Origin of the sequence: Streptomyces malaysiensis subsp. samsunensis, from assembly GCF_024519315.1 — a bacterium.
In the GTDB taxonomy this organism is placed as follows: Bacteria; Actinomycetota; Actinomycetes; order Streptomycetales; family Streptomycetaceae; genus Streptomyces; species Streptomyces malaysiensis.
Genome location: NZ_JANIIC010000016.1, coordinates 12,816 through 39,131 on the forward strand (window position 1 = coordinate 12,816; position 26,316 = coordinate 39,131).

Sequence of the window (26,316 nt, forward strand, 5' to 3'; positions counted from 1 at the left end):
TCCCTGTGGAGTGATGGCCGGTGGTTCGGCGTCCGGCTGGTGCTGCCCAGGACATCGTTGTCCGGGTGGGGCTGGGGTGATGACTAGAGACGGTCCGGGAGTCTGGTGGGATGACTGGAGACGGGTACGGGAGGCTTGCCACATGTGCCCATTTGCGCTATCCGACGCCCCGCGGGCGCAGCAGCACCTTGCCGACGGCCGGATCGCCGCCGCCGACCAGTTCGATCGCGGAGGCGAAGTCGGTGAGCGGCAGCTCATGGGTGATCAGCGGCCGCAGGGTCAGCAGCCCCGCGTCGAAGACCTGTACGGCGTGCGACCAGGCTGCGGGCGGGGCCCCGAAGACCGTCTGCACCTCGATCTGGCGGACCACCAGATCGGTGGGGTCGAGACCCTCCGCGCCCGCCGCCGGAATGCCGGTGAGCACCAGCCTGCCGCCGCGTCTCAGCAGCGAGGCGGAGGTACGGGCGGCGGAGGCCGATCCGGCGGTCTCGATGACCACGTCATAGCCCGAGAGCTGGTCGCACAGCTGGTCGCGGACGCGGAAGGCGGTGGCGCCGAAGGACAGCGAGAGCTGCTCACGGTCCGGGCGGGTGCCCACCACCAGCAGCCGCGCGGGGGAGACGGCGGCGAGGAACTGCACGGCGATCATGCCGAGCGTGCCGGTGCCGACCACCGCGACCCGCTCACCGGGCCGGGCCCGGGCCTTGAGCGCGGCGGCGGCGACACAGGCGGCGGGCTCCAGCAGGGCGGCCGCGCCCAGGTCGGCGTCGTCGGACAGCGGGTGCAGCAGCCGGGCCGGCAGGGTGAGGGTGTCGGCCATCGCCCCGGGCTGGGTGAAGCCGGTCTCCTCGTACCCGGCGGTGCACAAGGTGGTGTCCCCGGCGTGACAGCGGTCGCACACCTGGCAGTTGCGGAACCCCTCGCCGACGACCTTACGGCAGACGAGCGCCTCCGGGACGCCCGCGCCGACCGCCTCGACCGTCCCGGACCACTCATGGCCGGGGGTCACGGGGTAGCGGACGTACCCCTCGGGCCGGTTCCCCTGGTACAGCTCGCGGTCGCTGCCGCAGATCCCGGAGGCGTGGACCCGCACCCGGGCGTCCCCGGGGCCGGGTGCGGCCACCGCCCGGCTCTCCAGCCGGTGGCTGCCGGGCCCGTCGAGCACCAGGACGTCTTCGGCGCGGCTCATATGCCCGGCGGCGGCGCGAGGTTCCGCGGCGCTCATTCGCCTCGCCCCCCGGTGGGATCCCGCTTCTCCCAGCCCTCGGCCCACAGGTCGAAACGGGCCTGCTGCTGGGGGAATTCGGCCGCCGCGTCGGTGTCCAGCTCCACGCCGAGACCGGGTTCATGGGAGAGCTGGAAGTAGCCGTCCACGACCTGCGGGGCGCCCTTGACCACCTTCTTGATCTCCGCGTCGGCGAAGTCGTTGAAGTGCTCCAGGATCTTGAAGTTCGGGGTGCACCCGGCGAGTTGGAGCGAGGCGGCGGTCAGCACCGAACCGCCCACATTGTGCGGGGCGATCAGTACGTAGTGCGTCTCGGCGGTGGCGGCCAGCTTGCGCGTCTCACCGATGCCGCCGATATGGCCGACGTCGGGCTGGATGATGTCGGCGGCCTGCGACTCGAACAGCTCGCGGAACTCGATCCGGTCGTGGATGCGCTCACCGGTGGCGATCGGCAGCGGCGTCTTGTCCGCGACCTTCGCGAGCGCTTTGAGGTTCTCCGGCGGCACCGGCTCCTCCAGCCAGGAGGGGTGGAACCGCTCCAGCTCCCCCGCGATCCGGACGGCGGTGGCCGGGCTGAACCGCCCGTGCATCTCCACCAGCAGCTCGGCCTCCGGCCCGATCGCGTCCCGCACGGCCTCCACGAGGGAGATCGAATGCAGGGTCTCGGCGTGGTCCAGTTCGAAGTGGCCGGTGCCGAACGGGTCCAGCTTCAGCGCCCGGTAGCCGCGCTCGACCACCTTGGCGGCCGCCTTGTGGAACGCCTCGGGCGTGCGCTCGACGGTGTACCAGCCGTTGGCGTACGCCTTGACCCTGTCCGTCACCTTTCCGCCGAGCAGCTGCCAGACGGGCACCCCGAGCGCCTTGCCCTTGATGTCCCAGCAGGCCATCTCGACACAGGCGATCCCGGACATCACGATCTCACCGGCCCGGCCGTAGTCGCCGTACTTCATCCGGCGGACCAGGTCCTCCACCGCGAACGGGTCCGATCCGGCCAGGTGATTGGTCTCGGCCTCCCGTAGATATCCCAGCAGCGCATCGGTCCGCCCGAGCATGCGGGTCTCGCCGACGCCGGTGATCCCCTCGTCCGTGTGGACCTGCACATAGGTGAGGTTGCGCCAGGGGGTGCCGACGACATGCGTACTGATACCGGTGATGCGCACAGCAATCGACCCTTCGCGATGTTCGATATTTCGTCATACGTTCGAAATCTTGGCGTGACCGTAGTCAGGGCACGTCGGGGGTGTCAATGGTTGTGCGTCGACTGACGTTCGAACGTGACGACCCATCATGACCGATCAATAACCATCATGACCGATCATCCCGCACGACAACATGGCTATAGGGATGTTCATTGCGGCGCGTGGACTACCGGCCGCCGCGCTGCGCCGCCACCAGCACCTCGCCGGCCGTCGTCCGGTCGTACAGCACCGACCGTCCCGCCCGGCGCCGCCGGACCAGGCGGGCCTCGCGCAGGACGCGCAGATGGCGGCCGACCGAGCCCAGGGTCTGGCCGGTGAGGGCCACCAGGTGGGTGGTGCTCTTCGGGGTGTCGAGGAGGAGCAGGACGCCCGCGCGGGCCGGGCCGAGGAGGCGGGCCAGGGAGTCGGGGGCCGGGGGAGGGCCGGGGGAGGTCAGCGCCCCGGCGCATGGGTAGACCACGGCGTAGCGGTGCGGCGCGTCCCAGGAGACCCATCCGGCGACGGGGGTGACGGGGACGAAGAGCAACTGGGCGCCGTGGACGGCGCGGGGCGGGTTGTCATGGGTGTTGATCTGGAGCCGGCTCCCGCCCAACCACCGCATCCCCGGCCGCATACCGTCCAGCACGGCCGCCCAGCCGCCCTGGCTCACCTGGCCGGTGCGCGCCACCACATCGGCCTCGATGATCCGGCGGCGGCGCGGCCAGGAGGGGCGTACGGCCTCCGTCCACACCCACTCCAGCAGATCCGCGAGCCGCCCCGGCAGATCGTCGCGGCACAGCGCGGCCGGGAGCGGGGAGCGGCCCAGGGAGACGGCGAGGTCGCGGCGCGCGGCGGCCGGGGCCGTGGCGCGCATCCGGTCCAGCCCCTCTTCGAGGGACGGCTCGTCCCCGCCCGTCGGCGTCAGGGTGAGGAAGTCCGCGAGCCAGGTCCGGCCCAGCGCGGCCCGCACGAGCAGCGCGGTGACCGGGTCGTCGGCCAACCGCGCCCGGTAGGCGGGCAGATGGGCGTCGAGCCAGGCGCGCTCGCCCGGGTGCGCGGCGGCGGCACGCTCCAGGGTGATCAGGGCCGCGGTGGTCTCGGCCAGGGGAGAGAGGACGAACCGGCTGCCCGCGAGGGTATCCGCGTCGACCAGCCACAGCCCCATCCGGCCACCCCCGCCACCCCGTGGTCCCGCGTCCTTTCGCGTCCGCGCGAAACATTAACGCCGTCGCGCGGGGACTCCCGAGCCTGAGGCCATGCGCACCTATCGAGAAGTGTTCCGGACGCCGGAGTTCACCCCGCTGTTCCTGACCTCCGCCACGCAGGTGGCCGCCTCGACGGCGAGCGGCCTCGCCCTGGGCACCCTGGTCTACGCGGCGACCGGCTCACCGCTGCTCTCCGCGCTCAGCATGTTCGGCCCCTCGCTCGCCCAGGTGGTGGGCGCGCTGGCGCTGCTGTCGGCGGCCGACCGGCTGCCGCCGCGCGCCGCGCTGTCCTCTCTCGCGGTGCTCTTCGCCCTGGGGACCGCCGCGCTGGCCCTCCCCGGGCTGCCCATGGCGGCCGTCCTCGCCATCGTGTTCGGGCTGGGCGCGGTGGCCGCACTCGGCGGCGCCGTCCGCTACGGACTGCTCACCGAGATCCTGCCCAAGGACGGCTATCTGCTGGGCCGTTCGGTGATCAACATGTCGGGCGGCACGATGCAGATCGGCGGATACGCGGCCGGTGGCCTCCTCGTGACCGCACTCTCGGCGCGCGGCACCCTGCTCACCGCCGCCGCGCTGTATCTGCTGGCCGCGGCCGTCGCCCGGTTCGGCCTGGGCCCGCGCCCGGCCCGGACCGGCGGCCGGCCCTCGGTCGCCGAGACCTGGCGCGGCAACGCCCGGCTGTGGTCCTCCGCGCCCCGCCGCCACGTCTATTACGCGCTCTGGGTGCCCAACGGGCTGATCGTCGGCTGTGAATCCCTCTTCGTGCCCTACGCTCCCCGCCACGCCGGACTGCTCTTCGCCGTCGGCTCCCTCGGCATGCTGACGGGGGACCTCCTCACCGGACGGCTGCTGCCGCCGCACCGGCGGGAGCGGCTCGCGGCGCCCCTGCGGCTGCTGCTCGCCGCGCCGTATCTGGTCTTCGCCCTGCATCCGCCGCTGCCGCTCGCACTGGCCGCCGTCGCCCTCGCCTCGATCGGCTTCTCGGCCACACTGCCGCTCCAGCAGCGGCTGATGGCCCTGACGCCGGACGAGATGAGCGGCCAGGCCCTGGGGCTGCACTCCTCCGGCATGCTCACCATGCAGGGCGTGTCCGCCGCCCTCGCGGGCGCGCTGGCCCAGCCCACCTCACCGGCCGTGGCGATGGCCGTGATGGCGGCGGTCTCCGTCGCCGTCACCCTGACCCTGGCCCCGGGGCTGCGGGGCGATCCCGTGACACCGCGCCAAGTGACCCCGGCGGAGGAGACGTTCGGAGAGGCGGCCCCGGAGGGACGGGCACCGTAAGGGCGCCGCGGAGTCAACAGGGCGCCCGGCGGCCACCCATTGGGCGGTGCCGGACACGCCGCCCGGGGGTGAGGTTCCCCCGGACGGATTCGGGCGCCCGGTAGCTGTACGGGCAATGAGCTCCCGCTCACGGGCATCCGTTCCGGCGACTCCGCCCGGGAGGACGCGGCGGAATCCGCGGCGGGAGCCCGCGGTGGGACATCCGCCGCGGGAATCGGCAACGGGAATCCGCTCCCCGCCCCAGGAGGTACGTACGTCCATGCGCAACCGCCGCCGCGCCCTCGGCGCCCTTACCGCTCTCCTCATGGCGGCACCGGCCGCCCAGGCCGCGCCCGCCGTGCCCGACCGCCCGTCACCGCGGCCCGGCTCGGGCCCGGCCGCCTGGGGGGAGCGGCCCGACGGGCCGCGTCTGCCCATGCTCTGGACCGACGACCTGACCATCGACCGCACCGGGGACGTCACCCCGGACGGGTCGGTTTCGCTGTACGGCAGCTACCGGTGTGTCCCGGGAGAATCGGAGAACGTACGGGCGAGCGTTCTCATCACCCTCGCCCAGGGCCAGGAGCGCCACGGCCTCGGCGGCCACAACGCGGTCTGCGACGGACAGCGGCACCGCTGGATGATCGACGGGGCGGATGTGGGGCAGTACGGGCCGGGCCCCGCGGACGCCGAGGGCACGCTGCTGAAGTTCGACGGCGGCGACTCCGTCGTTCCGCTGCCGAGGACCACGGTCGGCGTCGAGCGGGAGGTCAGACTGGTGGCGAGCCGGGGGACTTCGTCCGTTCCCACGGCCGTCGACGGCTGAGCCGCGCCCACCGCGCAGCCGACGGCTGAACCGGCGTCATGGGAGGGCCCGCGGGCGCCGTCACCCCCGGGCCGTTTCGTCTCCCTGCCCCAGCAGGGAGACGAAGGCCCGGAAGAGGGCGGGCATGTCCACCGCGTCCCGGTCGTGCAGCCACTGGAACTGGAGCCCGTCCATCACCGCCACCACCAGCGGCGCGGCGGCCTCGGGGGTGAGCCCGCCGGGGAGCCGGTCGCCGAACTCGCCGCGCAGGGTGGCCGCCATGTCGGCGCGCACCTTCGCATAGCGCTGGGTGAAGAAGCCGCGCGCGGGGTGGTCGTCGGTGACGCTCTCGCCGAGGAGCGCGGAGAAGGTCTGGACGATACCGGGGCGCATCGCGTTGTACTCCACCAGCGAGGTGAGCAGGTCCAGCGGCCATACGTTCCCCCCGTCGCGCCGCGCGGAGCCGGTGTCCCACTGGTCTCGCTCCTCGAGCACGGCGATGAGCAGGGAGTTCTTGGTGGGGAAGTAGTGGAGCAGCCCCTGTTGGGTCAGCCCCACCCGCTCGGCGACCGCCGCGAGGGTCGTGCCTCGGTAGCCGCGCTCGGCGATCACTTCGAGCGCGGAGCGGACGATCTCCGCGCGCCGTTCCGCACCGCGTCTGGTACCGCGCTCCGTCGCCCTCTCCATGCTCGTACCGTAGAGCATGTTTGGTAACGAATCGATAACGGTACCTACCGGGTGACAGGTTCTCGGGTCCACGATGGCCGCGAACGAGACCGGACGAGACTGAACGAGACCGGACGGGAACCGCACCGGGAGGGGCGAGCGATGGCGGACGCGATCGGCGAGGACGGCACGGCCCAGGCCGTGGAGAAGGCCCTGGGCCTGCTGGATCTGGACACCAAGGCGCGGCTGCTGTCCGGGCGGGACATGTGGAGCCTGCCCGCCGTTCCGGAGATCGGGCTGAGCTCCCTGGTGATGTCGGACGGCCCGATCGGCGTCCGCGGTGTCCACTGGACCGCCGACGACCCCTCCATCGCCCTGCCCAGCCCCACCGCGCTCGCCGCGTCCTGGGACCCGGAGCTCGCCCGGCGGGCGGGCCGCCTCCTCGCGCAGGAGGCGCGGCGCAAGGGCGTCCATGTGCTGCTCGCGCCCACGGTCAATCTGCACCGCTCCCCGCTGGGCGGCCGCCACTTCGAGGCGTACAGCGAGGATCCATATCTCACCGGCGAGATCGGCACCGGCTATGTGACGGGGGTGCAGGAAGGCGGAGTGGGCACCACCGTCAAGCACTTCGTGGCCAACGACGCCGAGACCGAGCGCTTCACCGTCGACAATCAGATCGGTGCGCGGGCGCTGCGCGAGCTGTACCTCGCCCCCTTCGAAGCCATCGTCAAGAACGCGCGCCCCTGGGGCGTCATGGCCGCCTACAACGGGGTCAACGGCGCGAGCATGACCGAGCACCGCGAGCTCCAGCAGGGGGTGCTGCGCGGAGAGTGGGGCTTCGACGGCTTCATCGTCTCCGACTGGCTGGCGGCCCGTGACACCGTGCGGGGGATCAAGGGCGGGCTCGATGTCGCGATGCCCGGCCCGCGCACCGTCTACGGCGAGGCGCTGGCCGCCGCGGTGCGCGAGGGCCGGGTGACCGAGGCGGAGCTGGACGAGGCGGTGCGGCGGCTGCTCACCCTGGCCGCCCGCGTCGGTGTCCTGGACGGCGCGGCCCCGGCCGTCGCCCCCGCCGACCGGCCCGGCCCCATCGACGGGGACGCGCTGGCCCGCGAGATCGCCCGGCGGTCCTTCGTGCTGCTGCGGAACGAGCCCGCGGGCGGCCGGGAGGCGGTGCTGCCCCTCGACACCGCAGCCCCCGGCGGGGTGCGGTCGCTGGCCCTGATCGGCGCCGCGGCGCGCGACGCCCGGGTGCTGGGCGGCGGCTCGGCGGTGGTCTTCCCCGACCATGTGGTCTCCCCGCTGGACGGGCTGCGGGCCGCCCTGCCGCCGGACATCCGGCTCGACTACGCCGTGGGGGCCGACCCCACCAAGGAACTCGCCCCCGCCGCCCAGGGGTTCGAGCTGCGCGCCGTCGTCCGGGCGGCCGACGGGCGGGTGCTCGGCGAGACCCGGCTGCCGGGCGGGCAGGTCCAGTGGATCGGCGACTTCCCCGAGGGCGTGCGCTTCGAGGAGCTGCACACCGTGGAGACGGTCGGCACCTTCACCCCGCGCGAGAGCGGCGCGCACTTCTTCGGCACCAGGGGGCTGGGCGGCCTCCGGCTGGTGGTGGACGGCAAGGTGGTCTTCGACGGGGAGGAGCTCCCGCCGGACGTCGACGACCCCTTCGAGGCGTTCATGGGCTCACCGGTGCCCCGGGGCCAGGTGGAGCTCACGGCGGGCGAGCCGGTGGAGGTCAGCCTCACCTGTGCAGTGGCCCGGCCCGAGGACGCCCTGCTCGACGCCGTCTCCTTCAGCCTGCTGCACCGGGTCCCGGAGCGGGACGGCGAGGAGCTGATCCGGGAGGCTGTCGCCGCGGCCTCGGCGGCCGAGGTGGCCGTGGTGGTGGTCGCCACCACCGAGCGGGTCGAGAGCGAGGGGTTCGACCGCCGCCATCTGAGGCTGCCGGGCCGTCAGGACGAGCTGGTGCGGCGGGTCGCCGCCACCGGCACCCCCACCGTGGTGGTGGTCAACGCCGGCTCCCCGGTCGAGATGGAGTGGCGGGAGGAGGTCGCCGCGGTGCTGCTGAGCTGGTTCCCGGGCCAGGAGGCGGGGGCCGCGCTCGCCGATGTCCTGCTGGGCGCGGAGGAGCCCGGCGGCCGGCTGCCCACCACCTGGCCCCAGCGGCTCGAGGACGCCCCGGTCAGCGAGGTGACACCGAGCGAGGGCCGACTCGCCTACGACGAGGGCGTGTTCATCGGCTACCGGGCCTGGGAGCGGCGGGACGGGATCGCTCCGGCGTACTGGTTCGGGCACGGCCTCGGATACACCGACTGGGCGTACGAGGCGATGGACTTCACCCCCGCGGAGGACGGCGAATCGCTGGGCACGGTGACCGTGCGGGTCCGCAATACGGGGACCCGGGCCGGGCGTGAGGTCGTGCAGCTGTACCTCACCGTGCCCGAGCGCGACGCCGAGCATGACGCCCAGGACGACGCCGAGGAGCGTCCGGTCCGGCGCCTCGCGGGCTTCGCCTCGCTCACCGCGGACCCGGGGGAGACGGCGGAGGCGGTCATCCCCCTGCCCCGCCGGGCGGCGGAGATCTGGGACGAGACGGCAGGCACCTGGCGCCTGATCCCGGGCGACTACACGGCGGAAGCAGGCCGCAGCGTCGCCGACCGGCGCGTATCGGCGCCGGTGCCCGTGCGGACGACGAGCTGAGCTACGCCGTCCGGCGCGCGGCGAGGATGCTCGTGTCCGCCGGTCAGAGGGGGGCCGACGAATCGCGACGCCTGCGGCGGGCTGTTCCCCTCCCCGCCCCTTCCCGAACCTGGGGCTCTGCCCCAGACCCCGGAGGGCAGGGGCCGCACCTCTGGCCCCGGGGGCCAGAGGCGGAGTCCCTGCCGTGCGGCGGAGCCGCATAAAGGGAGGGGCGCCCCGGCCTCCCGGCCCCGGCCGGGAAGCCGGGCCGCCGTTCGGGGTCAGGGCGCGGAGGCGGTGATGCGGCGGTAGGCCATTTCGGCGAGCTGCCGCTGGCCCGCCTTGCTGGGGTGGAACCAGTCCCATTTGCTCAGCTCATCGGTGGTGAAGCGGTATTCGTGCACCGCCGGGTCGTACCGGCACAGCACATCCCGCCCACAGACGTCCTTCAGCACCTTGTTGTACTCCGTCACCTGGTCCGCCACCCGCTGCCTGCGGTCGTTGGAGGCCGCGTCCAGGTCCTGGGAGTCCTTCAGCATCGACGGGCAGATGCCCAGCTTCCAGATCTGCCTGCCGAAGACGTTCTTCCGGCCCTCCGACCACAGCCGTTTCAGATCCGGCACGCTGGCCACATACACCTGGGTCTTCGGCAGATCGCGGCGCAGCCGGGTGAGCGCCGAGGTGAAGGTGGTGCGGAACTGCTCGGTGGAGGTCATGTCGTCGGCCGAGTTCCGGCAGGCGTCATTGGCGCCGATCATCACGGTGATCAGCTTCGGCTTGCGGGCCGCGGCCGCCTCGATCTGGCCGGGGAGGTCGGCCACGACGGCGCCGGTCTTGGCGAAGTTCCAGCTGTGCGTCCCCGCGCGGGCGGTGGCGGCGGACAGCAGCCGCTGGGCGAGGCTGTCCACATCGGTGCCGGTGGACCAGGACACCTCGGGGCAGTCGGAGAGCACGGAACAGGCGTCGAAGCCGCGGGTGATGGAGTCGCCCAGGGAGGCGATCGACGTCGGCTTGGTGTTCCAGACGATCGCCGGCTTGGCGCCGGGGCTCTTGTCCGCACGGGTCGGACCGTGCCGGGAGGGGTTGTCCGAGCTGCCGAAACAGCCCGCCGAGCTCAGCACCGCGGCGGTGGTGAACAGCACCGCACCGGCGCGCCCGAAGGCGCGCGGGGTGGTACGTGAGGTGGTGCGCGGGGACGGGCGCACGATCGTACGCGTGGTCGAAGAAGCGGCCGCCGATCGCTTCCGGCGTGTCGCACTGACCCGCATGGCTGTTCCCCCTCCGGCTGTTGGGTGATATCTATCCGGACCGACGGTACGTCACTCCTCCGGCTGGTCCCCACGGTACGTTTTTCTTGTCCGGATGAGCGCCGCCCCGGCGACATGACGCGCTATGCGGTACGAGCACATTACGCCCCGTCACATCCTGTCCACTTTCTAGAGAATTCTGCGCGATAAATTTCACACAAGGTGACGTCGAGACTGGTGTGGGAGTGATCACTAGGGCAGAATGTGATCCGATGTCCCGGGCGGAACCGTTACGGGCGCGAGGCCGCTGGGGAAGGCGCACCTCGAACCGCACAGGAGGCCCCGGTGACGACACGTGGAGTTCTGTATGTGCACTCCGCTCCGCGCGCGCTGTGCCCGCATGTCGAATGGGCCATCGCGGGCGTCCTCGGCGTGCGTGTCACCCTCGACTGGATCAAGCAGCCCGCGGCGAACGGCACCTGGCGTGCCGAGTTCTCCTGGCAGGGCGAGGTCGGTACGGCCTCCAAACTGGCCTCCGCGCTCCGCGGCTGGCATCTGCTGCGCTTCGAGGTGACCGCCGAGCCCTGCGCCACCGCCGAGGGCGAGCGCTATAGCTCCACCCCTGAGCTGGGCATCTTCCATGCGGTCACCGGAATGCACGGCGACATCCTGATCCCCGAGGACCGGCTGCGCGCCGCCCTCGCCCGTTCCGTCCGCGGCGAGAGCGACCTCGAAGCGGAGATCGCCAAGCTGCTGGGCAAGCCCTGGGACGATGAGCTGGAGCCGTTCCGCTACGCGGGTGAGGGCGCCCCCGTCCGCTGGCTGCACCAGGTCGTCTGATCGCCTGACGCGCCGCCATCCCTTTGGCCCGGAGCGCGCTACGGGTCTTAGCGTGGCGGAATGACCGAACAACTCCCGGCAACGTCCGTCGCGGTCCTCGGCACCGGCATCATGGGCTCCGGAATGGCCCGCAACCTCGCCCGCTCCGGGCTCGAGGTCCGTGCGTGGAACCGCACCCGATCCAAGGCCGAGCCGCTCGCCGCGGACGGCGTACGCGTCACCGACACCCCGGCGGAGGCCGTGGACGGCGCCGATGTCGTCCTGACGATGCTCTACGACGGCGCCGTGGCGCTCGAGACGATGCGGCGGGCCGCCTCCGCGCTGCGCCCCGGGACCGTATGGGCCCAGGCCACCACGGCGGGGCTGGAGGCGCTGGAACCCATCGTCGCGTTCGCCCGTGAGAAGGAACTCGCCCTCATCGACTCGCCCGTCCTCGGCACCAAGCAGCCCGCCGAGAACGGTCAGCTGCTGGTGCTGGCCGCCGGGCCCGCCTCCGTCCGCCCGGTGGTCTGGCCGGTTTTCGACGCCATCGGCAGCCGTACGGTGTGGGTCGGCGACAGCGCGGAGTCCGCCGCCGCCACCCGGCTCAAGCTGGTGCTCAACAGCTGGGTTCTCAACGTCACCCACGCCACCGCCGAGGCGGTGGCCCTCGCCAAGGGGCTTGGCGTGGACTGGCAGGGCTTTCTGGACGGGGTGGCGGGCGGACCGCTGGACAACGGCTATATGCGGGCCAAGTCGGCCCAGGTGCTCCGGGGCGACCTGGAGCCCAGCTTCGCCACCAAGACCGCCGCGAAGGACGCCCGGCTGATCGTGGAGGCCGGGGAGCGCGCCGGAGTGCGGCTGGATCTGGCGGCCGCGGGCAGTGAGCGGTTCCACCGCGCCATGGCGGCGGGCCACGGCGACGAGGACATGGTGGCCTCGTACTTCGCCAGCTTCGACGGCGAGGCCCCCTGACACACGAACCCGGCATACGAGCGGCCCGCCCCCGGCCGGAGCCGGGGGCGGGCCGCACCCGCGTATCGCCGCGTCAGGCCGACGGAGCGCCGGACGCGTCAGATGTGTCAAACGTGTCAAACGCGTCAGACCGTGCGGAAGGCCAGCACCACATTGTGGCCGCCGAAGCCGAACGAGTCGTTGAGCGCCACGATCGGGCCCTCGGCCGGCAGCGCCCGCGCCTCGCCGGTCACGATGTCCGCGTCCGCCTCCGGGTCGAGCGTGCCGATGTTGATCGTCGGCGGGGCCAGCCGGTGGTACAGCGCGAGCACGCTGGCCACCGTCTCCACACCGCCCGCGCCGCCGAGCAGATGGCCCGTCATGGACTTGGTGCCGGAGACCGCCATGTGGTCCACATCGTCGCCGAACACCTTGCGCAGCGCCTTGATCTCCGCCAGGTCGCCCTGCGGCGTCGAGGTCGCGTGCGCGTTGACGTGCGCGATCTCGGCACTGCTGATGCCGGTGTTCTCCACCAGGTTCTGGAGCGCGTTCCCGATGCCGTTGCCGGACGGCTCGGGCTGGGTGATGTGGTGGGCGTCGGCCGAGATGCCCTGGCCGATGGCCTGTGCGTAGACCCGGGCGCCGCGCGCGGCCGCGTGCTCGGCCGACTCCAGGACGATGGCGCCCGAGCCCTCGCCCATCACGAAGCCGTTGCGGTCGACGTCGAACGGGCGCGAGGCGCCCTGAGGGTCGTCGTTGCTCTTGGACATCGCCATCATGTTGCCGAAGGCGACCATGGGCAGCGGGTGGATGGATGCCTCGGTGCCGCCCGCGACGACCACATCGGCACGGCCGGTGCGGATCATCTCGATGGCGTACCCGATGGCCTCGGCGCCGGAGGCACACGCGCTCACCGGGGTGTGCGCGCCCGCCCGGGCGTTGAGGTCGATGCTGACGTTCGCCGCCGGGCTGTTGGGCATCAGCATCGGCACGGTGTGCGGGGAGACCTTGCGGACGCCCTTCTCGCGCAGCACGTCGTACTGGTCGAGCAGGGTGGTGACGCCCCCGATGCCGGAGGCGACGACCGCGCCGAGCCGGTCGGGGTCGATCGACGAGTCCTCGCCCGCCCTGGCGGTGAAGCCCGCGTCCGCCCATGCCTCACGAGCCGCCAGCAGCGCGAACTGCGCCGAACGGTCGAGCTTGCGGGCCTGCGGACGCGGAATGATCGTGCCCGGCTCCACCGCGATCTTCGCGGCGATGCGGACCGGCAACTCGGCCGCCCATTCCTCCTCCAGGAGGCGGACGCCGGACCGGCCGGCCAGCATGGCCTCCCAGGTTGTTGAGGCGTCGCCACCCAGCGGCGTCGTGGCACCAACACCGGTGACGACCACGGTGCGATTGGTCGAGTTCACAGGAATTCCTACTCCACGTGTAGAAGGTGCTGGACCTGCCACCGCATGGGTGGCGACAACCGGCCTTGATTCGGGCTCAGCCCTGGTGCTTGAGGATGTAGTCGACGGCGTCGCCGACGGTCTTGAGGTTCTTGACGTCGTCGTCCGGGATCTTCACGTCGAAGCGCTCCTCGGCGGCGACGACCACCTCGACCATGGACAGCGAGTCGACGTCCAGGTCGTCGGTGAAGGACTTGTCCAGCAGGACGTCCTCGGTCGGGATACCGGCGATCTCGTTGACGATCTCGGCGAGACCCTCGAGGATCTCTTCCTGAGTGGCGGCCATTGCGGCGCTCCTTCTTCGGTGTGTTGCGGTGGTGGCGCAGCGTCCGACTTCTGCGGGGCTGCGTGGATATGGACTATGGAGCCTAAGGGAGGGTAACGACCGTCGCTGCGTAGACGAGACCCGCTCCGAATCCGATGACGAGCGCGGTGTCGCCGCTCTTCGCCTGCCCCGTCGCCAACAGCCGCTCCATGGCGAGCGGGATGGAGGCGGCCGAGGTGTTGCCGGTGGTCTCCACATCACGGGCGACCGTGACGTGCTCCGGCAGCTTGAGGGTTTTGATCATCGAGTCGATGATTCGCATATTGGCCTGGTGCGGGATGAACGCGTCGAGGTCGTCCGCGCTGACCCCGGCGTCGTCCAGGGCCTGCTGGGCGACCTTCGCCATCTCGTAGACGGCCCAGCGGAAGACGGCCTGGCCCTCCTGGCGCAGCGCCGGGTAGCGCACCTCCGCGGCGTCCTGCTCGCGGTAGACGTCCCAGGGCAGCGTCTGGGTGATGGTGTCGGACTTGTCGCCCTCCGAGCCCCAGACGGTCGGGCCGATCGCGGGCTCCTCGGAGGGGCCGACCACCACGGCGCCGGCGCCGTCGCCGAACAGGAAGGCCGTCGCCCGGTCCTCCAGATCGGTCAGATCCGAAAGCCGCTCGACCCCGATGACCAGCACATGCTCCGCGGTGCCATCGGTGATCATGCCCTTGGCGAGGGTCAGTCCGTAGCCGAAGCCCGCACAGCCCGCCGAGATGTCGAACGCGGCCGGCTTGCCGGTGCCCAGCAGATGCGCGATCTCGGTGGCGATCGCCGGGGTCTGCTTGAAGTGCGAGACCGTCGAGACGATCACGCCGCCGATCTGCTCCGGCGACAGTCCGGCGTCGGCGATGGCCTTGCCGCCCGCCTCCACGGACATGGTGGCGACCGTCTCGTCCGGACCGGCCCAGTGACGCGTGGCGATGCCCGAACGGGAACGGATCCACTCGTCCGAGGAGTCGATGTGCTTCAGGATCTCCTCGTTCGGCACCACCCTGGTGGGACGGTAGCCACCGACGCCGAGAATGCGCGCGTGCGGGGCGCCCTTACTGGGCTTGATCTTCGCGGTCATGCTTCTCGGAGCTCCTCTTCGGCCGGTGTGGCGAGGGCGGGGACGGCGTGCTCCTCGATCAGCGCACGGGCCGCGTCGAGATCGTCCGGAGTCTTCAGCGCCAGGTTGGTGACGCCCGGCAGGGCGCGCTTGGCGATGCCGGTGAGGGTCCCGCCCGGGGCCACCTCGACCAGCGCCGTGACGCCCAGCTTCTGGAAGGTCTCCATGCACAGATCCCACCGCACCGGGTTGGACACCTGGGCGACCAGCCGCTCGATCACCCTGGCCCCGGACGTCACGACCCCGCCGTCACGGTTGGAGACGTAAGCGGTCCGCGGATCGGCCACCGGAACACCCGCGACCAGAGCCTCGAGGGCGGCGACCGCCGGAGCCATGTGGTCGGTGTGGAACGCGCCGGCCACCTTGAGCGGTACGACGCGGCGCACCCCCTCCGGCTTGTCCTCGGCCAGCGCCGCCAGCTGCTCGGCGGTGCCCGCGGCCACGATCTGCCCGGCGCCGTTGACGTTCGCCGGGGTCAGTCCGTGCTTGTCGAGGTGGGCGACGACATCGTCCTGCTCACCACCCAGTATGGCGGCCATTCCGGTCTCGGTGCGGCTCGCGGCCTCCGCCATGGCCAGTCCGCGTCTGCGGACCAGCACCATGGCCGCCTCGTCGGTGAACACACCGGCGGCCGCGGCCGCGGTGATCTCGCCGACGCTGTGGCCCGCGACCGCGCCGATACGGTTCGGCAGCCCCGCGAGTCCGGTCGCGCCCCCGATGCCCTCGAACAGCGCGTGGGCGGCGACCAGACCCGCGGCCACCAGCAGCGGCTGGGCCACCGCGGTGTCGCGGATCTCCTCCTCATCGGCCTCGGTGCCGTAGTGGATGAGGTCCAGGCCGCAGACGGCCGACCACCACGTCAGGCGTTCGGTGACGCCGGGGAGGTCGAGCCAGGGGGTCAGGAAGCCGGGCTTCTGAGCACCCTGGCCGGGAGCGACGAGTACGAGCACTCTCACACTCTCTCTTGCGGACGGGTCGAATCGCCCGTGAGGACAAGGACGAAGAACCGTCAGGGGAATTGTGGGGGTCCGACAAACGGTCAGGGCAATATGTTCGCGTCCGCGAGACGGCCCAGGATCAGGGCTATGCGCAGAGTAAACGCTGACCTGACGTCCGAAGGTGACCATCCGGTGACGTCCGTCACACGTCGTAGCCGGTAGCGGACGGTGTTCGGGTGAACGAAGAGCATTCGGGCCGCGCCTTCCAGACTGCTCGCCTGTTCGAGGTACACACTCAGCGTCTCGAGCAGGGCCGAGCCGGCTTCCTCCAGCGGTCTGTAGATCTCCTCCACCAACTGCTCGCGGGCGGCCGGATCTCCGGCCATCGCGCGCTCGGGCAGCAGATCGTCGGCGAGCACCGGGCGGGGTGCGTCCGGCCAGGCGGTGCACGCCTTCAGCCCGGCCGCCGCCGCCCCCGCCGAGCGGGTGGCGGCCAGCAGGTCGGAGACCACGGGACCGGCCACCACCGGACCCGGGGCGTACGGCCCGATCAGCGCCTTCGCCGCCTGGAGCGGATTGTCCGAACCGCCCGCGACCACCACAAGACGGTCGCCGAGCACCCCGGTGAGGACCTGGAGCTTGGCATGGCGGGCGGCCCGCCGGATCGCCTCCACGGTCAGCTCGCTGTCCCCGTCGGGGGCGGTGCCCAGCACCACACACACATGCTCGGGGGAGTTCCAGCCCAGGGCGGCGGCGCGGGACAGCGCCCCCTCGTCGGCCTCGCCGGACAGCACCGCGTTGACCACCAGCGACTCCAGCCGGGCGTCCCAGGCGCCGCGCGCCTCGGCCGCCTGCGCGTACACCTGGGCGGTGGCGAAGGCGATCTCCCGCGCGTACACCAGCAGCGCCTCGCGCAGCACCGACTCATCGCCCGGGGCCGCCACGTCGTCGATCGCCGACTCCATGACCTCGATGGTCGTGCGGACCATCTCCACGGTCTGCCGCAGGGTGATCGCCCGGGTCAGCTCGCGCGGCGCGGTGCCGAACACATCGGTGCTGATCGCCTGGGGCGCCTCGGGGTGGCGAAACCATTCGGTGAACGCCGCGATGCCCGCCTGCGCCACCAGCCCGATCCAGGAGCGGTTCTCGGGCGGCATCGCGCGGTACCACGGCAGCTGCTCGTCCATGCGCGCGATGGCGTTGGCGGCGAGCTTCCCGGAGGACTTCTCCAGGCGGCGCAGGGTGGCACTGTGCGGATGCGGGGCGTTCGAGGCTGGTTCAGGCACGAGGACAAGACTGCCTTATCGGGTGGTGTGCGCTGGGGGCGGGAGGTTTACGCGGGGGTAGGGGGTGGGGCAGGGGCGGGCGGTCCGGGGCGCACTACCGTGGACCGGGTGATGTGGATACAGCGGTCCGATGCACGGTATCCGGGCGGGGAGGGCGCGGGCATCGAGACGCGCCACGCCTTTTCCTTCTCTGGGCACTACGACCCCGGCAATGTGCGGTTCGGGTCCCTCGTCGCCTGCAACGAGGAACGGCTCGCCCCCGGTGCGGGCTTCGCCGAACATCCGCACCGCGACATGGAGATCGTCACCTGGGTCGTCGAGGGCGAGCTCACCCACGAGGACTCCACCGGTGCGCGGACCGTGGTGCGCCCCGGCGACGTACAGCGGCTCAGCGCCGGCAGCGGAGTGCGGCACACCGAGCGCAACGCGGGTGTGGAACCCCTCACCTTCGTCCAGATGTGGCTGATGCCGGGCCCCGCCGCCGCGACGGACCCCGGGTACGAGGTGGTGCGCGGCATCGCCGACGGTACCCCGTACGCGCTGGAGCGCACCGAGGCGGTGCTGCATGTGCGGCGGCTGGCGGACGGTGAGCGCACCGCGCTGCCGGACGCGCCCTGGGTGTACGCGCACGCGGTGCGTGGCGCGGTGCGCATCGAGGGGGAGACCCTCACCCCCGGCGACGCGGCCCGGATCTCCGGCGCCGAGGGGCTGGAGGCGTGTGCCGAGGGCCCCGCCGAGCTGCTGATCTGGGAGATGCACACGGAGCCGGTCTACGGCTGAGGGTGCCCGAGCCCCTGAGGCTCCGGGGGCTGGAGCTCGGCCAGGATCGCGTCGGTGAACGTGGGCCAGACCTCGATCGCCCAGGGGCCGAAGGCCCGGTCGGTGAGGGTGACACAGGCGGCGCGGGCGTCCGGGTCCACCCAGAGGAATGTCCCCGACTGGCCGAAATGGCCGAAGGTGCGCGGCGAGGAGGAGGCCCCGGTCCAGTGCGGCGACTTGCCGTCGCGTATCTCGAAGCCGAGCCCCCAGTCGTTGGGCCGCTGGTGTCCGTAGCCGGGCAGCACACCCGTGAGGCCCGGGTGGACCACGGAGGTGGCCTCGGCCAGCGTCTCGGCCGCCAGCAGCCGCGGGGCCTGGAGCTCCGCCGCGAAGAGCGTCAGGTCGTCCACGGTCGAGACGCCGTCCTTGGCGGGCGAGCCGGGCAGCTCGGTGGCGGTCATGCCGAGCGGCTCCAGCACCGCCTGGCGCAGATACTCCGGGAACGGGATCTCCGTGGCCTTGGCGATATGGTCGCCCAGCACCTCGAACCCGGCGTTGGAGTAGAGCCTGCGGTTGCCCGGCGCGGCGACCGAGCGGTGTTCGTCGAAGGCGAGCCCGGAGGTGTGCGCCAGCAGATGGCGCACCGTGGAGCCCTCGGGCCCCGCCGGTTCGTCCAGCTCCACCGCGCCCTCCTCCACGGCGACCAGCGCGGCGTACGCGGCGAGCGGCTTGGTGACCGAGGCGAGGGGGAAGCGGTGGCCGGTCGGGCCGTACGATCCGGCCAGGGTGCCGTCCGCGCGTACGACGGCGGCCGCCGCCGTCGGGACCGGCCAGTTCTCGATCATCCGCAGGCTCTCCATGACCCAGAGCCTAGTGCCGGGCACCGCGCCGACTCACGGCGCCCAAGGTTCCCCCAAATCTCCCCTTGCTTGGAGTGCACTCCAAGTCAATAGCGTTGAGGACGTCGATGAGGCGTGCGGATCGGCGACCTGCGAGAGGTGAATCGGCATGACCGTGATGGAGAGAGCTCCGGTGAAGGCGCGGAACACCTGCGCGGAGGACACCGGGCACCCCCGGCCCACCGGGCAGGACCGCTACTCGATCAGCGAGGTCGTCGCCCACACCGGGCTGACGGCGCACACCCTGCGCTGGTACGAGCGGATCGGGCTGATGCCGCACGTGGACCGTACGCACACCGGCCAGCGCCGCTTCACCAACCGCGACCTGGACTGGCTCGACCTCGTCGGCAAGCTGCGGCTGACCGGGATGCCGGTCGCGGACATGGTCCGCTACGCCGAGCTGGTGCGGGAGGGCGAGCACACCTTCGCCGAGCGCGAGGAGTTGCTGACCGCGCACCGCGAGAACGTGCGGGAGCGGATCGCCGAGCTCCGGAGCACGCTCGAAGTCCTCGACCACAAGATCGACGTCTACGCTGACGCCCGAAGGGCGTCGGAGAGGGTCTGAACCCCGTATGAGCGACAGCACCAACGAGACGATCGCGACCGCCGCCCTCGGAGTCGGCGGTCCCGAGGTCGGCGTCCAGGGCCTGGGCTGCATGGGCATGAGCTGGGCCTACGGACCGACCCACGACGAGGCGGAGGCGCGGGCCACGCTGGAGCGGGCCCTGGAGCTGGGCGTCACGCTCTTCGACACCGCCGATGTCTACGGCTTCGGGCGGAACGAGGAGTTCATCTCCCCCTTCGTCCGGGCCAACCGCGATCGGATCACCCTGGCCACCAAGTTCGCCATCGTGCGCGAGGAGAACGATCCGTTCGGCCGCCAGCGGATCCGCAACGACCGCCCCTACATCCGCGAGGCCATCGAGCGCAGCCTGCGCCGGCTCGGCGTCGACCATGTCGACCTGTACTACATGCACCGGCGCAACCCCGAGGTGCCGCTGGAGGAGAGCGTCGGCGCCATGGCCGAGCTGGTGGCCGAGGGGAAGGTCAAGCACCTCGGGCTGAGCGAGGTCACCGCGAAGGAGCTGCGCGCGGCGCACGCCGTGCATCCGATCGCGGCGTTGCAGTCGGAGTGGTCGCTGTTCAGCCGCGACATCGAGAAGGACGTCGTGGGGACCGCCCGTGAGCTGGGCGTCACCGTCGTCCCGTACTCGCCGCTCGGCCGCGGCTTCCTCACCGGCTCCTTCGTCCAGGCCGAGCAGGAACTGGGCGAGGGCGACTTCCGCCGCCTCCAGCCCCGGTTCACCGGCGACAACGCGGCCACCAACGCCGCGCTGCTGGAGCCGCTCCGGAAGATCGCCGAGGTCCGCGGGGCCACGCTCGCCCAGATCGCGCTGGCCTGGGTGCAGCAGCAGGCTCAGGTGCACGGGCTCGCCGTGGTGCCGATCCCCGGCACCCGCACCCGCGCCCGCGTCGAGCAGAACACCGGCGCGACCCGCATCAAGCTCAGCGCGGAGGAACTGGCCGCGCTGGAGCCGATCGCGGCACAGGTGGCGGGCGCCCGCTACGCCGATATGAGCGCGACGAGCGCGGGCCGCGAATAGCGCCGGACGGCGCGGTTTGGCGGATTGCCGCCGCCGCGGTCTCACGCACAGCGTGACGACCGCGGCGGTGGCGTGTGGCGCGGTGGCGTGTGGCGTGGTGGCGTGTGGCGTGGTGGCGTGTGGCGTGGTGGCGTGTGGCGTGGTGGCGTGTGGCGTGGTGGCGCGTGGCGCGGCGGCGGCCCGGGGCCCGTCCGTGAGGGGCACGGTCAGGTGAGGCCCGCGTGGCAGTCCGGGCCCGGCCCCCGCCCCGGGCCCGGGGCCGGATCGGGTCGGTCTTCGTTTGCGCATCGGACCGCCTCGAAGTCCCCTAGCGCGATCCGCGAGAAGTTGCGCAGCGAGTCCGTGCCCGGGGCGAAGTAGCCGGTGTGGCCGTGGGCGCTCTCGGCGGAGACCACCCGGGCGCCGAAGGACGGATCGGTCGGGTCGTCGCCGTGGCCCAGGCCCAGGAAGTCGTAGCCGGTCACCCGCCGGATCCAGTCGGTGCGGTCCCGCGCCGCCCAGACCCGGGCCCCGGTGCGCAGCCCCTCGGCGCTGTCCGCGCGCATCCCCGGGCTGCCCAGCACCACCAGGTCGGAGACGCGGGCGCGGTCCATCGCGGAGGCGGCGAGGCCGCAGACCACCGAGCCGTAGCTGTGGCAGAAGACGGTGGGCGGGGCGTCGGCGGTCGCCGCGGTGGCCACGGCGAGCCCGGCCAGAAACCGGTCGAGGCGGGGCGCGCCCGCCCTGGCCAGCCGGCTGGTGGCGGCGTCCGGGCCCAGCCCGACCGGGGTCGTGTAGCCGACCCAGGCGATCACGGCGGTCGGGGTGGCGGGCGCGTCCTCGGCCATCCGCGCCCGCAGCGACCGTGCCATTCCGGCGGGGGCGCCGTACGGGTCGCCCGCGCGGTCGAAGTCGTCCAGGTCGATGTCCGAGCCCGGCACGATCACGGCCGTGCGCCGGGCCGTCGCCAGGTCCCCGTACACCTCCGCCACCTGGCCGCGTCCGCGCGGATCGAAGGCGAGGATCTGGCGGCCGGGTTCGAGGAGCGCCGCGTACCGCCGGGCCGGCGTGCTCTTGGGGTCGGAGGTCCGCTCCTTGTGCCAGGCGGCCCGGATCGCCCGGGCGTTGGCCTCGTAACGCAGGCCCAGCGGTGCGCCGTCCAGATTGCCCACCACGTCCGGGTGCCGGATGACCAGCGCCTTCCGCTGGACGTCGGTGAGCCGGCCGAAGAACCGGGCGATCTCGGCGGGCGAGGCGGTGGCCGGATCGGGCAGCTCGCGCCCGGCTCCGCCCAGCGAATGGTCCGACCGCCATGCGGCGGTCCCCGGCGGCGGCCCGGTGATGGCCTGCTCCTCGTGCGCCACGGTCCAGCCGGCCGTCCCGGCCATGACGGTGATGGTGAGCGCGGCGGTGATCAGGCGTCGCGCGTAGTGCCCGGTGCGTGGCGTCTGGGACATGGCCGCGTCCTCACCCCTTCCCTCGGTGGTTCCATCGGTGGCGGAGGGAAGGGTAGGGAGCCGTCGGGTGGCGGTACGTCACCCCCCGGTGCCAAGTGGGATGTCATACCCCAGTAGGGGTCGTGGCCGGGCCGGGGTCATTGACCCGGGGTCACCAGGCCGGACTCATAGGCGAAGATCACCGCCTGGGCGCGGTCGCGGAGCCCCAGCTTGGCCAGCACCCGGCCGATATGGGTCTTCACCGTCTGCTCCGCGAGTACCAGCGATTCGGCGATCTCCTGGTTGGACAGGCCCCGCGCGATCAGCTCCAGCACCTCGGTCTCCCGTGGTGTCAGCCCGCCCAGCCGCAGGGCGGGGCCGGCGCGGCGCGGGGCGGGGCGCTGGCGGGCGAAGTCGGCGATCAGCCGGCGGGTGACGGACGGGGCGAGCAGCGCCTCGCCCGCCGCCACCACCCGGACCGCGGAGATCAGATCCGCCGGTGGGGCGTCCTTGAGCAGAAAGCCGCTGGCCCCGGCGCGCAGCGCCTCGTAGACGTAGTCGTCCACATCGAAGGTGGTGAGCATCAGGACCTTGGGCCGGTGGGTGACTCCGCGTGGCGGGTCCAGCAGCTTCCGGGCCGCCTCGAGCCCGTCCATCTCGGGCATCCGGACGTCCATCAGCACCACATCGGGGTGGGTGCGGCGGCTGACTGCCACGCCCTCCCGCCCGTCCGGCGCCTCGCCGACGACGTCGATATCGCTCTGCGCGGCGAGCAGGGCGGCGAACCCCGCCCGCACCATCGCCTGGTCGTCGACGATGATCACCTTGATGGTCATGACGGGTCCGTCTCTTCGAGGTCTACCAGGGGCAGGCGGGCCGCGACGCGGAAGCCGCCGTCGGGGAGCGGGCCGGTGTCGAGCACGCCGCCGACCAGCCGTACGCGTTCGACCATGCCGATGAGGCCATGGCCGGTGCCGCTGGTCTCCAGGGGCTTGGTGGGCGCGCTGTCGGGCGGGCCGTTGACCACCAGCAGGGTCAGCGCCGAGCGGTCCTCGGCCGAGATGGCCACCCGGGTCGCGGCGCCCGGCGCGTGGCGCACCACATTGGCCAGCGCCTCCTGCACGATGCGGTACGCGGACAGCCCCACGGCCTGCGGTAGCGGTTCGAGCCCGGCCACATCGTCCGCGACGGTCAGCGTGGTCGGTATCCCGGCCCGTACCGTCGCCTCGACCAGCTGTGGCACCTGCCCGAGACCTGGCTGCGGCGCCCGTTCGCCACGGGTCTCCTCGCTGCGCAACACGCCCAGCAGCCGCCGCATTTCGGCGAGGGACTCCCGGGCGGTGGCGGCGATGGTGGAGAACTCCCGCTCCGCGTCGGACGGCAGCCCGCCGATCCGGTACGGGGCGCTGTCGGCCTGCACGGTGATCACGGACATATGGTGGGCGACCACGTCATGCAGCTCACGGGCGATCCGGGCGCGCTCCTCCAGCAGGGTGCGACGGGCCCGTTCGGCCTCGCTGATCGTCTCCTGCTCGGCCAGCCGCCGCTGGGCGTCGCCGCGCTCGCGCAGCGCCCCGGCGACGAGCAGCACCACCCCGCTGAGCACGAACAGGATCACATTGCTGCCGTTGCTCTTGTCCGGGAAGGCCATGCCGAGGGCCAGTCCCGCGGCGCCGGTGACCAGCCACACCGCCACCAGGGTGCGGCGCGGTTCGCGCAGCGCGAGGGCGAGCAGCAGGAAGAGATAGCCGATGATGCCGCCCGGCAGCCAGGGCCACACCCGGTTCTGGAGGTGGTCCGCGGTGCCGAGCACCACGAAGGCGCAGACGAGATCGGAGAGGAAGACGATCCACCACGCCTGGAGGGGGCGGGTGACGGACAGCAGCAGCGGGGTGGTCTGGGCGATGCCGAGCAGTGTGGCGACGCCGCCGCCCACCCCGTAGTCATGGGAGAGGACTTGGGCGGTGCTGGGGACCAGGATCGCGGTGAGGACCATCGCCACGCCGTACGGCACCCGGCGCAGCCGGCGCCTGGGCGACTGGGCGAACAGCGGGGTCGCCGGATAACTGGGGGTCACCAGGGCGCGGGCGAGGGCGCCCGCCTGCCGCCGGGCGGCCTTGGGCAGGCTCTCGTGCGCGGTGGAGGAGGCGGCGGCCGGCGCCGGGCCGGTGGCCGCGGAGGAGGGGCCGGACACCTACAGCTCCGCCAGCAGCTCGGCCTTCTTCGCGCTGAACTCGTCGTCGGTCAGCAGTCCGGCCGTGTGCAGCTCGCCCAGATGACGGATGCGCTCGGCGATGTCGGCGGGGTCGCGGCGCGGGGCGGCGGCCCGGTTCGGGGCCGGGGCGCCCTCGGCACACGGCACGGGGGAGGAGGCCCGTACGGCCTCCAGGACGGCCGCGGCGAACGGCAGCGACTGGTGGACGAGGCCGTAGCCCATCCCGAAGACGACGGCGGCGGGGTCCTGGTCGGGGCGGCCGGGGGGCTGGTTCTCGGTGGCGCGCAGCAGCAGCCGCAGATGGCCGTGGCCACCGCCTTTGGGGGAGCCCCTGCCGATGCCGTTCCTGGCCGTGCCGTCCTTGGCGGCACCGCCTTTGGCGGCGCCCTCCCTGGGGGCGGTGCCCGCCGAGCCCCGGCTCTCCGGGGAGCGCCACTCCACACCCGTGAGCTCGTCGATCCGGAAGCGCTGGTCCCCGACCTTCCACTTCTCCGAGGAGGCGCCGGTCCAGAACCAGCGGAAGGAGATCGCCTTGCCGTCGAAGGACGCCTTGCCGTCGTACGCCTTGAAGGACAGCGGCGGCGTCGGCACGGTCACCAGATGTGCCTCGGCGGGGAGGTCCGCCTCGGGGCCGAGGGACTCGCGTATCCGCTCGGCGTAGTAGTCGGCGAGCGTCTCCCGCTCGGCCGGCAGCACCAGGCGGTACGGGTCGTACGCGTCCTTGAGCTGGCCGTCGGCGGCGTCCATCAGTGGGTCGGCGCCTGGTCTGGGCACGGCGCGCAGCACCACCGTGCCCCGTTTGCCGACGGCGAGCTCCACCCCGGACAGCGCCTCGAAGGGGATGCGGCGTTCGCCGAGCGCCTGGAGCAGCTTCGGCGTACGAATCCCCCGTTCGAAGCGGATGAGCATGGAGTCGGTGTCGAACTCCCAGACGGTCTGAAAACCGGCCAGCACATCACCCATGCGGCTCATCGTATGCGGCGGCGGCCCGCCCGTCCCCCTTTGAGGCTACGCGCGTCACTAGAGTTTCCGGTGTTTGCGCCCGGCCTCAGCGTAGCCCCGCGGTGCAGTCGTCGCCGTTGCCGCAGCTCACGGACTGGACGGCACCGATTCCCACCCGCGCGAAGTTGTCCAGGCTGGTCGTGCCCGGTTCGAAGTATCCGGCGTGTCCATCCGCCCCGTCCGCGGACAGCACCCGGGCGCCGAACCCGGAGGCGACCGGGTCCGCGCCATGGCCGAGCCCGCCGAACTCCAGATGCGGAATGTCCTGGATCCAGTCGCCGGAGTCGCGCATCAGCCCACACCCGGGCGCCGGTCCCCAGATCGGAGACGCGGTCGGCGCGCATCCCGGGGCTGCCGGCCACCGCGATATCGGTGACCTTGGGCGGCAGATCGCGGGCGGCGACCCCGCACACCACCGAGCCGTAGCTGTGGCACATCAGCGAGACCCGGGAGAGCGAGGGCAGCGCGTCGACCAGCGCGCGCAGCCGCACCGCGCCCTGGGCGGCCAGCTTGCCGGTGGCCGCGTCCATGCCGATCCCGGCCGGGGAGGTGTAGTCGGCCCAGGCGATGACGGCGGTCTTGGCGTCCGGGGCGTCGGCCCGCTGGTTCTCGTAGAGCGCTCGGGCCATCCCGACCGTCGCGGTGTACGGGCGCCCGGTCTTCTGGAACGTCAGTATGTCGGTGTCCACGCCCGGCACCACGATCGAGACCCGGTTGGCGTGGGCGAGGTCGCCGAAGACCTCGGCGGCCCGTCCGGCGCCCGAGGGGTCGAAGGAGAGGATCTGCCGCCCGGCGATCAGCAGGTCCTCATAGCGGTGCATCCGGCGGGCCGCGTCGGAGCGGCCCAGCGGGGTGAGCCGGGTGTCGTGCATCCGCTTGCGCTCATCGGCGCGCGCCCGGGTCAGGGCGACGCGGTTGGCGCGGTAGCGCAGGTCCACCGGCGCGCCGTTGAGATTGCCCACGGCCAGCGGATAGCGCCGCACCAGACGGTCCGTCTGGGCCGTGGTGAGCGAGTCCAACCAGCGGCCGAGGGTGCGCGGCGAGCCGTACGGATCGGGCAGCGCGCGGCCGCCGAGCGATCCGTGGCGCCAGGCGCTGATCGACGCGGAGAGCGCGTCCGGAGCTCCTCGATGGCTCTTCACGGCCGTCCAGCCGGTGGTGGCGAGGAGGATGAAGACCACCGCCAGCGCGAGCAGGGCGCGCCAGGCGGTGGAACCAGGAGAGGGGGAGCCGAGCTCCGAGAAGGAAGTCACCGCGGGACACCCTAGGAGAAGCGTGGTGCCGGGCGCCA

23 protein-coding genes and 1 pseudogene are annotated in these 26,316 nt (G+C 72.5%); 8 read left to right on the forward strand and 16 right to left on the reverse strand.

All coding sequences use genetic code 11. From position 1 onward, the window contains the following. Positions 1-157: 157 nt before the first annotated feature. The 3 genes from NQU54_RS15755 to NQU54_RS15765 form a co-directional block, all read right to left on the reverse strand. On the reverse strand, positions 158-1,225 hold the full coding sequence (locus tag NQU54_RS15755; RefSeq protein WP_372505890.1) for a zinc-dependent alcohol dehydrogenase: 1,068 nt from the start codon (positions 1,223-1,225) through the stop codon (positions 158-160). Further along, entirely contained in the window at positions 1,222-2,385 is a 1,164-nt protein-coding gene (locus NQU54_RS15760) for a mandelate racemase/muconate lactonizing enzyme family protein (protein ID WP_069866194.1), read from the reverse strand. Before NQU54_RS15760 ends, NQU54_RS15755 begins: the two co-directional genes overlap by 4 nt. Before the next feature lie 205 nt (positions 2,386-2,590). Continuing rightward, positions 2,591-3,568, reverse strand: coding sequence for an ArsR family transcriptional regulator (locus tag NQU54_RS15765; RefSeq protein WP_257631617.1), 978 nt, complete (start codon positions 3,566-3,568; stop codon positions 2,591-2,593). Between the two features lie 91 nt (positions 3,569-3,659). Between NQU54_RS15765 and NQU54_RS15770 the strand changes: the two genes are divergently transcribed. Both NQU54_RS15770 and NQU54_RS15775 read left to right on the forward strand, forming a co-directional pair. Next, entirely contained in the window at positions 3,660-4,889 is a 1,230-nt protein-coding gene (locus NQU54_RS15770; protein ID WP_257631618.1) for an MFS transporter, read from the forward strand. Between the two features lie 259 nt (positions 4,890-5,148). Next, the gene (locus tag NQU54_RS15775) at positions 5,149-5,694 is read left to right on the forward strand and encodes a DUF6299 family protein (RefSeq protein ID WP_257631619.1); all 546 of its coding nucleotides are present in this window, start codon (positions 5,149-5,151) and stop codon (positions 5,692-5,694) included. A gap of 60 nt (positions 5,695-5,754) precedes the next feature. Here NQU54_RS15775 and NQU54_RS15780 read toward each other — a convergent pair whose 3' ends face one another. Next, positions 5,755-6,378, reverse strand: coding sequence for a TetR/AcrR family transcriptional regulator (locus NQU54_RS15780; RefSeq protein WP_372505891.1), 624 nt, complete (start codon positions 6,376-6,378; stop codon positions 5,755-5,757). A 123-nt stretch (positions 6,379-6,501) separates the two neighbouring features. Here NQU54_RS15780 and NQU54_RS15785 point away from each other — a divergent pair, with 123 nt between their 5' ends. Further along, positions 6,502-9,039, forward strand: a complete 2,538-nt coding sequence (locus tag NQU54_RS15785) for a beta-glucosidase (protein ID WP_257631621.1) — start codon at positions 6,502-6,504, stop codon at positions 9,037-9,039. Positions 9,040-9,299: 260 nt separating this feature from the next. Here the strand turns inward: NQU54_RS15785 and NQU54_RS15790 are convergent, their stop codons facing one another. After that, on the reverse strand, positions 9,300-10,286 hold the full coding sequence (locus NQU54_RS15790) for an SGNH/GDSL hydrolase family protein (protein ID WP_306278756.1): 987 nt from the start codon (positions 10,284-10,286) through the stop codon (positions 9,300-9,302). Positions 10,287-10,610: 324 nt separating this feature from the next. On the opposite strand from NQU54_RS15790, the gene NQU54_RS15795 reads away from it, so the two are divergent. After that, a complete protein-coding gene (locus tag NQU54_RS15795) occupies positions 10,611-11,105 on the forward strand; it encodes a DUF3145 domain-containing protein (protein ID WP_069866205.1) in 495 nt (164 codons plus the stop codon). Positions 11,106-11,165: 60 nt separating this feature from the next. Then, positions 11,166-12,059: an NAD(P)-dependent oxidoreductase gene (locus NQU54_RS15800; protein WP_093706638.1), complete on the forward strand. Its 894-nt coding sequence runs from the start codon at positions 11,166-11,168 to the stop codon at positions 12,057-12,059. Positions 12,060-12,184: 125 nt separating this feature from the next. Here NQU54_RS15800 and NQU54_RS15805 read toward each other — a convergent pair whose 3' ends face one another. From NQU54_RS15805 to NQU54_RS15825, 5 genes are all read right to left on the reverse strand, one after another. Beyond that, a complete protein-coding gene (locus NQU54_RS15805) occupies positions 12,185-13,450 on the reverse strand; it encodes a beta-ketoacyl-[acyl-carrier-protein] synthase family protein (RefSeq protein WP_167501373.1) in 1,266 nt (421 codons plus the stop codon). Between the two features lie 76 nt (positions 13,451-13,526). Beyond that, positions 13,527-13,775, reverse strand: a complete 249-nt coding sequence (locus NQU54_RS15810) for an acyl carrier protein (protein ID WP_020871568.1) — start codon at positions 13,773-13,775, stop codon at positions 13,527-13,529. An 82-nt stretch (positions 13,776-13,857) separates the two neighbouring features. After that, positions 13,858-14,868, reverse strand: coding sequence for a ketoacyl-ACP synthase III (locus NQU54_RS15815; RefSeq protein WP_257631623.1), 1,011 nt, complete (start codon positions 14,866-14,868; stop codon positions 13,858-13,860). After that, positions 14,865-15,857: an ACP S-malonyltransferase gene (locus tag NQU54_RS15820; RefSeq protein ID WP_069866213.1), complete on the reverse strand. Its 993-nt coding sequence runs from the start codon at positions 15,855-15,857 to the stop codon at positions 14,865-14,867. Before NQU54_RS15820 ends, NQU54_RS15815 begins: the two co-directional genes overlap by 4 nt. Positions 15,858-15,946: 89 nt before the next feature. After that, complete coding sequence (locus tag NQU54_RS15825) at positions 15,947-17,131, reverse strand: PucR family transcriptional regulator (protein ID WP_257631624.1); 1,185 nt, start codon at positions 17,129-17,131, stop codon at positions 15,947-15,949. Between the two features lie 111 nt (positions 17,132-17,242). Here NQU54_RS15825 and NQU54_RS15830 point away from each other — a divergent pair, with 111 nt between their 5' ends. Then, complete coding sequence (locus tag NQU54_RS15830) at positions 17,243-17,911, forward strand: pirin family protein (protein ID WP_257631719.1); 669 nt, start codon at positions 17,243-17,245, stop codon at positions 17,909-17,911. Here the strand turns inward: NQU54_RS15830 and NQU54_RS15835 are convergent. Continuing rightward, a complete protein-coding gene (locus NQU54_RS15835) occupies positions 17,902-18,750 on the reverse strand; it encodes a serine hydrolase domain-containing protein (protein ID WP_257631625.1) in 849 nt (282 codons plus the stop codon). The two genes, NQU54_RS15830 and NQU54_RS15835, sit on opposite strands and share 10 nt — an antisense overlap. A gap of 148 nt (positions 18,751-18,898) precedes the next feature. Between NQU54_RS15835 and NQU54_RS15840 the strand changes: the two genes are divergently transcribed. Next, entirely contained in the window at positions 18,899-19,354 is a 456-nt protein-coding gene (locus tag NQU54_RS15840; protein ID WP_069866219.1) for a MerR family transcriptional regulator, read from the forward strand. A gap of 7 nt (positions 19,355-19,361) precedes the next feature. Further along, positions 19,362-20,393, forward strand: a complete 1,032-nt coding sequence (locus tag NQU54_RS15845; protein ID WP_257631626.1) for an aldo/keto reductase — start codon at positions 19,362-19,364, stop codon at positions 20,391-20,393. A gap of 206 nt (positions 20,394-20,599) precedes the next feature. Here the strand turns inward: NQU54_RS15845 and NQU54_RS15850 are convergent, their stop codons facing one another. The 5 genes and pseudogenes from NQU54_RS15850 to NQU54_RS15870 form a co-directional block, all read right to left on the reverse strand. Next, on the reverse strand, positions 20,600-21,829 hold the full coding sequence (locus tag NQU54_RS15850) for an alpha/beta hydrolase (protein ID WP_257631627.1): 1,230 nt from the start codon (positions 21,827-21,829) through the stop codon (positions 20,600-20,602). A gap of 137 nt (positions 21,830-21,966) precedes the next feature. Further along, positions 21,967-22,644 (reverse strand): response regulator, encoded by a 678-nt coding sequence (locus NQU54_RS15855; RefSeq protein WP_069866225.1) that lies wholly within the window; start codon positions 22,642-22,644, stop codon positions 21,967-21,969. After that, positions 22,641-24,002: a sensor histidine kinase gene (locus tag NQU54_RS15860; protein WP_257631628.1), complete on the reverse strand. Its 1,362-nt coding sequence runs from the start codon at positions 24,000-24,002 to the stop codon at positions 22,641-22,643. Before NQU54_RS15860 ends, NQU54_RS15855 begins: the two co-directional genes overlap by 4 nt. Continuing rightward, positions 24,003-24,986 (reverse strand): DUF4429 domain-containing protein, encoded by a 984-nt coding sequence (locus tag NQU54_RS15865; protein ID WP_069866229.1) that lies wholly within the window; start codon positions 24,984-24,986, stop codon positions 24,003-24,005. It abuts the gene before it with no gap. 85 nt (positions 24,987-25,071) lie between these two features. Next, positions 25,072-26,278: pseudogene (locus NQU54_RS15870) on the reverse strand (alpha/beta hydrolase). Between the last annotated feature and the right edge of the window lie 38 nt (positions 26,279-26,316).